Genomic DNA, 13,616 nt, shown 5'->3' with positions numbered 1-13,616 from the left:
AGATTTAATTAGTATTATATTCTAATACGAATCCTATAGGGGAATTTTCAAAAGCCTAAAGAGATGGAGGAGTGAATGTAGTTGAACGTTTTGATTTGTGATGATGATAAAGAAATTGTAAGAGCTATTAGCGTTTATTTGGAAAACGAAGGATATCAAGTATTCAAAGCTTACAATGGTATAGAGGCAATCGAACTTATTCGAGATCACGTTATCCACCTAATTATTATGGATATAATGATGCCAAAAATGGATGGCATTACGGCGACGATGAAGATTCGGCAAGATAATATGATTCCGTTAATTATGCTTTCTGCTAAGTCGGAGGATTATGACAAAATACTTGGATTAAATATTGGAGCAGATGATTATATGGCTAAGCCGTTTAATCCATTAGAACTTGTGGCTAGAGTGAAATCGCAACTAAGAAGGTATACGGCATTTGGGAGTCTTGATGTGAGCAGTCATGTATTTCAAACGGGTGGTCTTATGATTGATGATGAAAAGAAAGTCATTACGGTTGATAAACAAGCAGTTCATTTAACTCCAGTGCAGTATAAAATTTTAAAGCTACTTACAGCAAATACGGGGAGAGTATTCACAATCGAAGAGATTTATGAAAAGGTATGGAATGAAAGTGCCATTAATCCAGAAAATACGGTGGCGGTACATATCCGGAAAATTCGAGAAAAAATTGAAATTAACCCGAAAGAGCCGAAATATTTAAAAGTTGTATGGGGAGTTGGGTATAAAGTTGAAAAATATTAGTCATGCACTTATTACGAAAGTTATTGTGTTTCTAATTGCCATCGCTTGTTTAACTGGTACTGTGAAGGTAATTGTCAACATGGAATTAAATGAAGTTCATCTTAGTAGTATCAATCAAGACAATTATTTTGAAAGCATAGCATTCGCCGATGAAAGTTATAGCCTTATTAGCTCTTTGGCGCAATTAATCGGAACTTATAAAAGTGAAGAGTATATTTTAAGTGGTAAGGCACTTACAAAAGAAGAAATGAGAGAAATCGAAGAAGAATTATATAATGACTTTTCTTATTCATATCAATCTTCGGATTTGAGTGAGGTGGAAAATAGAAAGATATATCAAGAAGCATACGCAGATGATATACAAAATAAAAAAGAAGAACGCATAAGAGAACAAGTACGAGTATTCTATCGTTTACTCAGCGCATTAGATGCATCTGACGGAATCGTATATTACGCGAGCGATGGTGAACATGTATTCTCTAATAGTGAACTAAATAAGAAAGAGCAATTTACATCATTTAGTGCATATATGCTATTTGCGAATTATCAACAAAAGCTTTATCCAAATGAAATGAAAAAAAATAAATACTTAGATTATATTACACAAGATGTTGAAAAGTTGAACCCGCAAACAGATGCTATTTATGTGGCATATAAAGATTCTTACTTAGAGCAAAAAATGCAGGAATGGGAAAAGAATAAAGAGGTTGCTAAAAGTTATCTTAATGAATTCATTTTATTTCTGGCAGGGTTTATTGTATCTTTTGTTTATTTAATCATGGTTATTGGAAGAACGTCATTTAAAGATAAAGAAATGCATTTTCATGTTATTGATAAACTATATAATGATGTCAACATTGTCATAGTCGCTGGTTTAACAGGGATGTGGGTGGCGATGATTGTTGAAGTGTTACGTGAAATGAACATTCTTCTCACGGTCCCAATTTTTATCATTGCACTGCTGCTGATTTTATCGCTCGTTAAGCATATTAAAAACAGATCACTACTTCAGCACACCCTGATATATCAATTCTTCAAAAAGATTTTTATTATGATAAAACATGTTTTTGATAATGGCAGTATGGCTGTGAAAATCGTGCTGCTTGTTATTGGTTATCCGTTAGTAGTTGCAGCAACATTTTTCATGTTTCCCATTACGCTAGGTCTAGCTGCTTGGTTTGCATTGAAAAAGGTGAAGTCGTTTAATCGCATTAAAGAGGGCGTAGAGCAAATCAAAAATGGCGACCTTCATCATCGAATTGAAATAGATGGAAAAGGCGAGTTTAGCCAACTTGCAGCGAATATTAATAGTATTACAGATGGCTTAAAAAAATCGGTGGATAGTGAGATTAAAAGCGAGCGTTTAAAAACAGAACTTATTACGAATGTTTCGCATGATATCCGAACGCCTTTAACATCAATTATTACGTATGTCGATTTATTAAAAATAGAAAAAGACCCTGATTTAATTGCTGAATATATAGACGTATTAGATCAAAAATCGAAGAGACTCAAGCACTTAACCGATGATTTATTTGAAGCAGCTAAAGCGTCAAGTGGCAGTATCCCTGTGCAGTTAGAACGGATTGATATCGTAGCATTACTAAAGCAAGGAATAGGGGAAATGGGTGAGAAAATTGAAGCGGCATCATTAAACTTTAAGTTAGCTCACCCTACAGAGAAAGTGTATGTGAAGGCTGATGGTAAACTTCTATGGCGCTCCATCGAAAACTTATTCTCGAATATTTTTAAATACGCACTGCCTGCATCAAGGGTATATATTGATGTAGAAGTTATAGGAAATGAACTACTCGTAACATTTAAAAATATTTCAGCATATGAATTAAATATTTCCGTAGATGAGCTAATGGAACGTTTTACACGAGGCGATGAATCAAGATCAAGTCAAGGTAGCGGATTAGGATTATCGATTGCTGAAAGCCTTATTCATATCCAACACGGTAAATTTTTAGTGCAAGTAGATGGTGATTTATTTAAAGCAATGATTTATTTGCCGAAATTTGAATGATGTAGCAAAGAAATAGGATGCTTAAGTGTATCCTATTCCTTTTTCTGTAATAAATTCTTGTTATTCAACAACGACTGCAATAATTTTTTCTTGTTTTTGAAAACTTTGACTTCTGCTAATAAGTTCGTTATAATTCGTTGTGTATAAAAAATGCTTTAAGGAGGATGTTAGAAAATGACACTACGATTCCCAACTTTGAACCAGTAATTGAATACTGTCAAAGGCTCTGTTTGTGTATGCAGAGTAAATGGAATTAGTCTGTCCTTTTTTAATTATCTTCATTTCATATTGTGAAATTGTTATTCACCAAATTTCAGTAATTGTTCCCACTTAGTTGTGAGGGCTAGTTATATGTGATGAAAGAAAGGCGACTTGTTTTTCCTTTCTTTATTTTTGTCTAATTTAACCTTTTATTTGGTTTGCCAAAGGTAGGTTTTTTGTTCTTACTGACAACTTAATGAAATATGGATGATTCTTTCCCTTTACTTTTATGATCACAGGCAGGTGCTTGTGATCTTTTCGTTTTTTAAGCTGGATACAATGCGATAAAGGCTCTTGTTTTAACTGAGCTTAATTTGCACATGCTTCCATTTTCCATTGGGTAGAACAATTGCCACTACTGGGATGGTTGATGAGGTCATCATTTGGGTAAGATTGGTTTTGGATATCAATTTTATTGTTTATTCAATCCTAGGTTAGTTTGATATTAAACTAAGAAGGGAGCAATTCTTAATCCAATGTTCTGCTCGATAATGGAATATTTTTAAAAAATAAAAGTTCATCAAAAAATAACATGCTAGTAAGGAGTAATTAAATGGAACAAAATCAATCTATAAAATATGAATTCCTATCGCAGGATCCTAACGTTAAAACATTACCGATTATGGTGTCTTTAATTATCGGTGCTTTCTTTGCAGTTTTAAACGAAACATTGTTAAACATTGCATTAACGACTTTAATGCATGAATTCCACATTACTTTGCCAACTGTTCAGTGGATGGCAACAGGGTTTATGCTTGTAATGGGGATAGTTATTCCAATTTCTGCCTTGATGTTACAGTGGTTTACAACGAGGCAATTGTTCATTGGTGTAATGGTCACTTTCACAATTGGAACAATCATTTGCGCAATTGCACCTAGCTTTCCTGTATTATTAGTAGGTCGATTAATCCAAGCAGTTGGAACAGGGCTATTGATGCCGATTATTTTTAATGTCTTTTTATTATTATATCCACCAGAAAATCGTGGGAAAATAATGGGGATTGTAGGTTTGATTTTTACGTTTGCACCAGCAATCGGACCGACTTTATCGGGTGTTATTGTTGAATATTTAGGCTGGCGCTATTTATTTATTATTGTTATCCCTTTCGCCTTATTTTCAATTGTTTTTGCTTCTAAATATTTAACAAATATTTCGGAGGTCACAAAACCGAAAATTGATGTTTTGTCTATAATCTTTTCAACGATTGGCTTCGGATCAATTATTTATGGGTTTAGTGCTGCTGGAGAAAAAGGTTTCCTCAGCCCAAGTGTATTTGTGACGATTATCATCGGAATTATTGGTGTTGTATTATTCTCTTTAAGACAGTTTAAGCTGAAAGAGCCTGTTATGAATTTACGAGTATTTAAATATCCAATGTATACACACGCAGTATTAATGTTTTTAATTATTATTATGGCGATGTTTGCATCGGAAATCATTTTACCGATATTTATGCAAGGTCCACTCGCCTTGACTGCTGCAGCGGCAGGACTCGTTCTACTACCTGGGAGCTTGCTAAATGGACTTATGTCTCCATTCATGGGGCAATTGTTCGATAAATTTGGCCCTCGTGTATTGATGATTCCTGCAACACTTGTTTTAAGTGGTACAGTGTTTACGTTAAGTAGGTTAACAGCTGAAACACCTATTTGGATAATCGTATTATGCTATATATTACTAATGCTTAGTGTTTCTGCGATTATGATGCCTGCGCAGACAAATGGTTTAAACCAACTACCTAAATCGTTATATCCACACGGTACTGCGGTCATGACCACTTTACAGCCTGTTGCAGGGGCGATTGGTGTTGCTATTTTTATAAGTATTATGAATGCCAAACAAAATCACTTTTTATCAAAGGCGACCAATCCAAGTGATCCAGCTACAGTCAGCCAAGCTATGGTTGCTGGTGTAGAACTTGTGTATCTTATTGCTTTTGTAATAACAATATTAGCGATTATTTTGTCATTTACCGTTTACCGTGCGGTGCCAAAAGAAATGTTTGAAACAGAATCAGACTCTAAATCTTGACCAATTTTCTTAGATCGTAGTTAACAAATCGAAGCTTCTCATTAGTTGTGCAAACTTTTGAGTAGCTTCTTTTTTTGTGAATGGATTATAAAAATTGAAGGCTTCTACTGAAACTACTAGGTGTGTAAGTTAAAGTACATGGTGTTGTAGATGTAGCTTAATTGGATTAAAGGAGCATTTCATTTAATGAGGGAAGATTTTTGTGAAAGTCTATAAGGAAGCATTATGGAAAATGCGAAGGCGCTGAATTAAGTGTTTTCTTTATAAACCTAGCTGTTTAATCGCCGTCAACCTTTAAAACCTCATATTGAAAACCTTGATATACATAGTTTTGTTTCTGGTACATGTCTCTCGCTGTATCTTCGCCATCAGCTACTAAAATAACGATTTTATGATGAAACTTCTGCATGACATATTGCTGAAGTTGTGTACCTACTCCTTTACGTTGAAAGGCTTCCAGTACAAATAAGTTATCAATTTCAACGGTTGTATCTTCCTCGATAAGCTCCATAGAACCTGCTGGGAAGCCGTCATAGTATGCTAGGAGCTGATGTTTGGACGGATCATGGAAACGCCGTTTTAGTAATGCTTGTTTTTCTGTGGCGAAAGTTTCACCATATTTCAAATCCTCTTCATACTGTAGCTTTAAAAATTCCTCTAAATTGTCTTCTGTCACAAGCTGGACATCAACATGTCGATGCACCCTTATTACAAATTGGCTTGGCTCAATTGTATATAATTCTAAAAAACCAATATCATAGTTTTCTTCAGTTAAATAACTATGAATATTGGGGGATATCTTCTCGTTAGATGGGAAAATAAATTTTAAATGCTTTTGATTGTGTTTTTGATGAAAGGTTCGTAGCATCTGTTCCGTTTTCTTAAATGCTGTTAATGAAGGCATCGTTTTAAATAGAATAAAATTACTATCATAACGACTTAGCATTTCTGAATAATGAACATGCTGACAAACTTCATCTTCATAAATGACATGGCCAATTTTTTCGATATGGTCAAAGGTAATGTTGCTCATTGTTAATCTCCTTATTTAATATGTTGTGAACTAACTCTAAATAGGTAAAAATTAACCCCCATTGCTGTAAGTTTGAATGCAATGGGGGTTTTTGGCAAGAGAAATTGTGGATGATTTTATTTTAAATTTCATATTGTTTTTCACAACATTATAAATTAATATAGTAATTGAAAATGAAAATCATTATCAATTAAATTGTTAGATAGAGGTGAAGTTTTGGATAAACAGGATGTTAGCAGAATAGGCATGGGCAATATTTATTATGTGATTATCCTACTTTTAATCGGTGCCATATTTATATCTGCCGTTTATTCTGTTTCAATTGGGCAAGTCAACATACCCTTCAAGCAAACTATGAGCATTCTTTTGCATGCAATGTCCAATGGCAAATTTGGATCGCTTGATAATGTGGATAGTGAATCCTTTTTGAATATAATTTTACAGGTGAGAATGCCACGGGTGATTTTTGCCTTACTAATTGGTATAGGACTTGCTTTATGCGGAACTGTTATGCAAGCGGTCGTACAAAATCCACTTGCTGATCCATACATACTTGGTATATCTTCAGGAGCTTCATTAGGAGCGACATTTGCGATTTTAGTAGGGTTTGGCAGCAGTGCACTGTTATCACAGTTTGGTGTAGCTTTCGGAGCATTTGCTGGGGCAATGATTACATCAATGGCAGTGCTTCTATTATCGAGTATTGGTGGGAAGGCAACGTCAATAAAACTTGTATTATCAGGTGTTGTCATTGGGGCTTTATGTAGCTCTTTCTCAAGCCTTATTATCTTTTTTGCAAATAATGCAGAAGGTATTAAAACAGTTACTTTTTGGTCAATGGGAAGTTTAGCCTCTGCAAGCTGGGATAAAACGCCCATTTTGGCGATCGTTATTGTACTGGGGGCCATACTGTTTCTTTTCCAGTATCGTGTGTTAAATACAATGCTATTAGGTGATGAATCAGCTATAACGTTAGGTATCAATTTAAGCGCATACCGTAAATTATATATGATTCTTACTTCACTTATAACAGGCACAATGGTTGCCTACGCAGGCATGATAGGCTTCGTAGGATTAATTATTCCTCATATTACAAGAGGAATATTTGGTGCAGATCATAAACGATTAATGCTAGGTACATTACTTTTAGGAGGACTATTCATGATTTGGGCAGATGTTTTGTCCAGAACATTAATTCAAAATGTTGAATTACCTATCGGGATCATTACTTCTGTTATTGGATCACCATTATTTATCTATATGATTGTAAAAAAAGGTTACAACTTCGGAGGGTAGAAAAATGGAATTAGTTGCACAGGAAATGGAAGTTAAGATCGGCAAAAAGGAAATCGTTAAAAATATATCTATACAGGTTAAAAAGCAACATTTTGTGGGCTTAATCGGACCAAACGGATGCGGAAAATCAACTTTATTAAAAAGTATATATAAAAGCCTTGTTCCGCAGAAGGGAATGGTATTTTTAGATAATCTAGATGTTTTAAAGTGCTCAGAGAAAAAGATTTCAAAGCACTTAGGTGTAGTTGGTCAGTTCAATGAAATGCATTTTGATTTAACGGTTCAGCAAATGGTGCTGTTAGGCAGAACACCACACAAAAAAATGCTAGAGTCTGACACACAACAGGATTTTGATATTGTAGAGGAAGCGTTAGTACGAACGAACTTGCTAGATTATAAAAATCGTAGTTTTCTATCATTGTCTGGTGGTGAAAAGCAACGTGTAATTTTAGCAAGAACAATTGCGCAGCAGCCTAAATTCATGATTTTAGATGAACCGACAAATCATTTGGATATTCGCTATCAAATTGAGATTTTATCTTGTGTAAAGGATTTAAACATTGGTGTACTAGCAGCGCTCCATGATTTAGAGATGGCAGCACAATACTGCGATTACCTTTATGCGGTAAAGGATGGGGAAATTTATGCACACGGTACACCAGAAGAAGTACTAATACCAGATACCATTGAAGCTTTATATCAAATAAAATGCCAAACATTTATTAATCCTGTAACGAAGGGATTAGGATTTGCATATGGTCTTTAGGAGGATCACAATGAGGAATAAACTTTTATTAGGAATTGGTTTAGCAACTATATTAATGTTAACAGCTTGTGGTAACACAACAAAAAATACAACTGAGGAATCCGAAGCAACTGAGCATTATCCATTGACAATTACAAACTATTCAAAGGCTGAGGGTGGTTCTACTTGGGAAAAGAAAGATCAAGTATTCGATAAGGCACCTGAAAGAATAATGGCCAACACGCGCCCAGCGGCAGAATTATTATTGCATTTAGGCTTAGGTGATAAAATTGTTGGTGTTGGTGCAAACTTTGGTGCAGTTGATAAAGCTGTAGAGAATGAGTATTCAAAGTTAAATATTTTAAGTGATGCGTACGTTGGAAAAGAAGTTACATTAGGTACTAATCCAGATTTAGTTTTTGGCCGAGGTGGTTTATTTGATAATGCTGAATGGGGAGTAGGTACGGTTGATTCACTTAATGAACTAGGTGTGAAAACATATGTATTAGAATCATCAGTCACAGGTGGTACGTATGATTCAATTTATAATGATATTGAAAACATCGGTAAAATCTTTAATGTTCAAGACAAAGCAGCGAGCTTTATTAAAGAATTAAAAGATAGACAACAAGACATTTCTTCAAAATTAGAAAGCATTAAAGACGAAAAAACGTTTGCTTATTTGCATACGAACGATCCAAAAGAGCTTTTTGTTTATCCAGCACACGATGAAACATTCTTCAACGATGCATTCAAAATGGTGAAATTAGATAATATTTTTAAGGATGAGACAGGTGATGTTAGCATTGAAACGTTAATTGCCGCTGATCCAGATGTTATAATTATTCCAAACTGGGATGGTTCTGATCTTACAAAAGTGAGGGAAGAAATTTATGCGAATCCGAAACTATCTAGTATGAAAGCTATTAAAAATAAGCAGATGTATATTGTAGATTACAATTATATGTTCGGATATGGTTACAACACGATCGATGGAATGGAAGCTCTAGCAAAAGAAATGTATCCAGATTTGTTTAAATAATAGAGCTCTTTTTTTGAAAGGGAAACATTGATTGAGTGCCTGGCACTGTGCATCCATACTTAGTACAGTATCGACTCCTAATTCGGAAAAATCCACTACGCTTTCCGCGGGCACGATGTAAGCCGCAACCCTCGCTGACGCGCGGTTTGTTGCGTCTTACAACTCGTGCTGTGCCCGCAGGAGTCTACGTGGATTTTTTCTTAGCGCTTCAAAAAAATGCAAGAAAATTGTTTGAGTGCCTGGCACCGTGCATCCGTACCTAGTACAGTATCGACTCCTAATTCGGAAAAATCCACTACGCTTTCCGCGGGCACGACGTAAGCCGCAACCCTCGCTGACGCGCGGTTTGTTGCGTCTTACGCTACGTGCGTTCCCGCAGGAGTCTATGTGGATTTTCCCTTAGCGCTTCAAAGAAATGCCAGGAAATTGTTTGAGTGCCTGGCACCTCATCTATATTTATTTAAATAAAAAAGACAAAAGGCATCAAATTTTTGATGCCTTTTGCCATACGCTGAGCAACGTTATAGAAGCTGATGTCTATGCAAAACGGTTAAATTTATATGCGATGCTTGATCCCAGCAGATGGATACAGGGTGTCGTTCATCAAGGTAAAAAAGCTGTGTAGAAATGTTATGAACTATCTGTCCATCCGTCGTATCGATTAAGTGTGGTGATGGATGTGGACATAAGGCAGTTTTATAGAGAGCTTCTTTTAATGTCCACAGTTCATAAAATTTTTTTAATCGTAGCGGTTCCACAATGTCCTCAATGCTTGTTATTTCATTGTTAGTCAAGGCATAGTGCATGACATCTTTCGTAACAGGATTAATTTCCTCTACATCAATGCCGACATGACCATTTGCCGTCACTGCAATGACAAGCCAATCTCCTGAATGGGAAAGATTAAAATCACCCCTCCAACTAACATTTCCTACAGCATAAGGCCGACCAAGTTCGTTTCTTACAATCTGTACATCTTGTGTAGCAGTCAATTGCTGAATTGCCCATCTGGAAATAATGCTTCCCATTAAGGCTCGTTGTCGGTCCTGCCAATGTTGGTAATGCAATATCCTGATTTGCTCATCAGGAGGCAGTTGTGTATAATACTTCTCCCATTCAAATGTTGTTAATTGTGGTCCAATGGGGAGTGCAAATACTTGTACGCCATTGAATCTTAACATTATCGAACTGCAACGGGTTTAGGTTCAGGGAAATAACCTAGTTCGATACCATACGTAATCATCGTACGGATAAAGGCTGAATTTGGTTCTGCACATACAATACCCGAGCTAACTAAAAATTCCTGTGTTTTTTCACTATTAAATATAAATGGAGAATCACTTGCGCCATCACCTTCAAGTTGTGCAATAGCTAATGATAAATATTCTTGTAATGCTTTAGGATGCTCCGAATTTAAAAGCCAATCTTCATATTCATTTGCCGAAACTATATCTAACTCATAGCCCATGTCCTTAATTGCTTCAATAAAATCAAGATAGGCTAGGGGGACAGGGTTACATAGGTGGAAAATGTGCCCATTAGATTTTGGTTGACGGGCTAATGCTATAAGTGCCTGGCACGCATAATTGATTGGCGTAAAATCAACATGCCAATTAGCTGTCGGTGTTTTTCCTAAATGAAGCATCGATTTTATCATTCGGTAAAACGCATTATCATCTATATTGCGCTGGAATTTTCCTGTTTGGGAATGACATGTTAAATTGCCAACACGATAAATTGAAACAGGAATTTTATCGTTTACGGCATTTCTAACAAGATTTTCAGCCTCTAACTTACTTTGGGTATAAACATTTGTAAGTGAAACATCGTAATCAAATTCACCACGTGCTTGCTTTTCTCCCCATTGTGTAGCCGCAAGTTCTTCAGGAATACCAATTGTGGAAACATAGTGGAAATGCACACCTGCTTTACTTTTAGCAAGCTCGAGCAAGTATCTAGTCCCTTCAACATTGACATCATTAAAATGAGTGGCAGCCCCGAAATGTCTTACATCTGCACCACAATGAATAATTGCATCAATTTCCTCAGCAAGTGTACCGTAATCTTTATTTGATAAATTTAGTTTTTCTTTACTCAAATCACCTTGTATGACAGTCACTCGATTATGTAGCATTGCCACAATGTCTTCACCGAAATAAAATGCCATGCTATCTTTAAGTTTTTCATTAAGTGTTGTTTGTGCGCTTTGTCTAATTAAGCAGTAAATATGTGTATTTGTATTAATTAAAAGCTCATTTAAAACATGACTTCCTAAATAGCCTGTGGCGCCAGTTAACAGGACCGTATTCATAGCTAAAGGTGTTGGTGTTTGCGCAACGGAAAGACGGCTTGGTTCCATCAAATCTTTACGAACAAAATCTACTTGTAGTTGTGGTGTATCATTAGTTTCTGGTTGATAGTTACAAACATAATGATCTAGTTCGGCAATCGTTTGATATTGGAAAAAGTCTTGTATTTTTAAAAACGGAATATGCTTTTTCACTTGTACTAAAATTTCAAGTACTTTTAATGAATGCCCACCGATATGAAAGAAATTATCATGAATACCGACACGTTCAATACCGAGTACATGTTGCCAAGCTGTCGCTAGTAGCTTCTGTATTGGGTTCTCCGGTGCATCATAATGACTTGGTAGAGGTGCTGTTACCTCAATGGCCGCTAATTGCTTTCGGTCGATTTTGCCAGTAGGGGACAAGGGCATTTCCTGCACTTCAATTAATCGTTCAGGCACCATATAGTCTGGTAAATGACCTGCTAAATACTGTCTAATTGCTGTTTGTTCTTCCTTACTACCGCCAATTAAAGTGTAGTAAGCAAACAAGCTATTATTTCCATCGTCCATTTTCTTAGCAAGTATAACGCCTTCTTGAATGCTTGGGTGATTACTTAATACCGTTTCAATTTCGCCTAGCTCAATTCGGAACCCTCTCACTTTAATTTGAGAATCTTTGCGTCCTACAAATTCAATTACACCGCTCGGTAATAAACGAACTAAATCACCTGTTCGATACATTAACCTTCCAGGTTCATTTGATAATATATGTGGGACAAACGCTTCGGCAGTTTTTTCTGGTTGATTTAAATAGCCAGCAGCTAGACCAGCACCAGCTATGTAAAGTTCCCCTGCTTCATTGACAGGGCAAAGCTGACCATCCTTATTAATAATATACATTTCGTAATTGGCGATAGGCTTACCAATAGGAATGCTTGATTGATTATCAATTACAGTATCCTTCACTTTATGGTAGGAGGACAGCACTGTACATTCTGTTGGTCCATATACATTAATAATTTCAGTTGTTGTTCCGAATTTTTCTTGCCACTTTTGTATAACGGCAGGCATAAGTGCTTCTCCACCTACAGATAAATATTTTAGAGATGATAATTTATCTTGGTGTTCACTTGAGAGATGAGTAGCTAGCTGCGTAAAGAATGCATTAGGAATTGTGGCTGTTGTCACTTTTTCACGCTCAAGCATTTCAGCAAATGCCTCTATTGATACGCGTTCAATACTTGTGAGCATATGTAATCGAGCGCCAGAGAAAAAAGCAGTAAATGTTTCAGTGACGGATGGATCAAAACTATAGGAAATAAATTGCGAAAAGACATCATATTTACTTGCTTGGTAAATTCTTTGATTGTCAGTAATTAAGTTGATCACAGATTCATGCTTAAGCATTACGCCTTTTGGCTTGCCTGTCGAGCCGGATGTATAAATAATATAGGCTAAATCAGCAGGGCTGAGATCGATATGGATATTGTTTTTTGAAAAAGTGATTTCCATTCGATTAAGTGTAAACACTTTACGAGTTTTGGAATCGTTATGTAGTAAATCATTAAGTAATAGAGTATGTTCTTCTTTTATTAATATAAATAACGCACCTGTATCATTTAACAAGTAATGACAACGCTCTTTAGGATAGCTAGGATCAATCGGTACATATATACCACCTGCTTTTAGAACACCAAGTAAACTAATAACAGTTTCTTGACTACGTTCCATAACAATCGCCACTTTGTCCCCTTTTTGCAAACCGTTGTCTCGAAGCATATGAGCGATTTGATTGGATCGTTCATTGAGCTGTCGATAGGTCATTGAGCCACCAGTAAATGATAATGCAATTCTATCAGCAAACTGTTCTACAGCTTGATAAAATACTTCAGGTATTGTTTGATCTTTCGCATAAAAGGCTTTTGTTTGATTTAAAGCTTGATAAACTACTTTATCTGCTTCTGTTAACAATTGCGTACAATGGGCTGGAAGGATTTGTTGCTCATTATAGTTCGTTTGATAATCTGCTGTAAGTAAATTTAGTTTTCTATTCAATCATCACAACTCCTATTTTTGAAAGTAGAGGGACAGTGCCCAATTAGTGCAACTAGAAGTAA

At 35.9% G+C, this 13,616-nt stretch carries 9 protein-coding genes; 6 read left to right on the top strand and 3 right to left on the bottom strand.

Annotated features, from left to right (window positions below):
* Positions 1-81: 81 nt before the first annotated feature.
* The 3 genes from ACIP9C_RS22125 (at position 82) to ACIP9C_RS22115 (ending at position 5,090) form a co-directional block, all read left to right on the top strand.
* On the top strand, positions 82-768 hold the full coding sequence (locus ACIP9C_RS22125; protein WP_401014738.1) for a response regulator transcription factor: 687 nt from the start codon (positions 82-84) through the stop codon (positions 766-768).
* Entirely contained in the window at positions 755-2,797 is a 2,043-nt protein-coding gene (locus ACIP9C_RS22120; protein WP_401014735.1) for a HAMP domain-containing sensor histidine kinase, read from the top strand. Before ACIP9C_RS22125 ends, ACIP9C_RS22120 begins: the two co-directional genes overlap by 14 nt.
* A gap of 814 nt (positions 2,798-3,611) precedes the next feature.
* Complete coding sequence (locus ACIP9C_RS22115) at positions 3,612-5,090, top strand: MDR family MFS transporter (RefSeq protein WP_401014732.1); 1,479 nt, start codon at positions 3,612-3,614, stop codon at positions 5,088-5,090.
* A gap of 277 nt (positions 5,091-5,367) precedes the next feature.
* Here the strand turns inward: ACIP9C_RS22115 and ACIP9C_RS22110 are convergent, their stop codons facing one another.
* On the bottom strand, positions 5,368-6,123 hold the full coding sequence (locus ACIP9C_RS22110) for a GNAT family N-acetyltransferase (RefSeq protein WP_401014729.1): 756 nt from the start codon (positions 6,121-6,123) through the stop codon (positions 5,368-5,370).
* 246 nt (positions 6,124-6,369) lie between these two features.
* Here ACIP9C_RS22110 and ACIP9C_RS22105 point away from each other — a divergent pair, with 246 nt between their 5' ends.
* The 3 genes from ACIP9C_RS22105 to ACIP9C_RS22095 are packed head-to-tail and all read left to right on the top strand — an operon-like array spanning position 6,370 to position 9,206.
* Positions 6,370-7,419: a FecCD family ABC transporter permease gene (locus ACIP9C_RS22105; protein WP_401014790.1), complete on the top strand. Its 1,050-nt coding sequence runs from the start codon at positions 6,370-6,372 to the stop codon at positions 7,417-7,419.
* A gap of 4 nt (positions 7,420-7,423) precedes the next feature.
* The gene (locus tag ACIP9C_RS22100) at positions 7,424-8,185 is read left to right on the top strand and encodes an ABC transporter ATP-binding protein (RefSeq protein WP_401014727.1); all 762 of its coding nucleotides are present in this window, start codon (positions 7,424-7,426) and stop codon (positions 8,183-8,185) included.
* Between the two features lie 10 nt (positions 8,186-8,195).
* The gene (locus tag ACIP9C_RS22095; protein ID WP_401014725.1) at positions 8,196-9,206 is read left to right on the top strand and encodes an ABC transporter substrate-binding protein; all 1,011 of its coding nucleotides are present in this window, start codon (positions 8,196-8,198) and stop codon (positions 9,204-9,206) included.
* A gap of 521 nt (positions 9,207-9,727) precedes the next feature.
* On the opposite strand, the gene ACIP9C_RS22090 is transcribed toward ACIP9C_RS22095, so the two are convergent.
* The gene (locus ACIP9C_RS22090) at positions 9,728-10,387 is read right to left on the bottom strand and encodes a 4'-phosphopantetheinyl transferase family protein (protein WP_401014722.1); all 660 of its coding nucleotides are present in this window, start codon (positions 10,385-10,387) and stop codon (positions 9,728-9,730) included.
* Positions 10,387-13,554, bottom strand: a complete 3,168-nt coding sequence (locus tag ACIP9C_RS22085) for an amino acid adenylation domain-containing protein (protein WP_401014719.1) — start codon at positions 13,552-13,554, stop codon at positions 10,387-10,389. Before ACIP9C_RS22085 ends, ACIP9C_RS22090 begins: the two co-directional genes overlap by 1 nt.
* Between the last annotated feature and the right edge of the window lie 62 nt (positions 13,555-13,616).

It is taken from the genome of Lysinibacillus sp. NPDC093210, from assembly GCF_044753985.1.
Classification (GTDB): domain Bacteria; phylum Bacillota; class Bacilli; order Bacillales_A; family Planococcaceae; genus Lysinibacillus.
This window is presented reverse-complemented; position numbering and strand designations above follow the sequence as displayed.

What these genes read in the sequence shown, in the direction of transcription:
- ACIP9C_RS22090 (WP_401014722.1), bottom strand. Translation starts at nt 10,387, where the DNA reads ATGTTAAGATTCAATGGCGTACAAGTATTTGCACTCCCCATTGGACCA.
- ACIP9C_RS22100 (WP_401014727.1), top strand. Translation starts at nt 7,424, where the DNA reads ATGGAATTAGTTGCACAGGAAATGGAAGTTAAGATCGGCAAAAAGGAA.
- ACIP9C_RS22110 (WP_401014729.1), bottom strand. Translation starts at nt 6,123, where the DNA reads ATGAGCAACATTACCTTTGACCATATCGAAAAAATTGGCCATGTCATT.
- ACIP9C_RS22095 (WP_401014725.1), top strand. Translation starts at nt 8,196, where the DNA reads ATGAGGAATAAACTTTTATTAGGAATTGGTTTAGCAACTATATTAATG.
- ACIP9C_RS22115 (WP_401014732.1), top strand. Translation starts at nt 3,612, where the DNA reads ATGGAACAAAATCAATCTATAAAATATGAATTCCTATCGCAGGATCCT.
- ACIP9C_RS22105 (WP_401014790.1), top strand. Translation starts at nt 6,370, where the DNA reads ATGGGCAATATTTATTATGTGATTATCCTACTTTTAATCGGTGCCATA.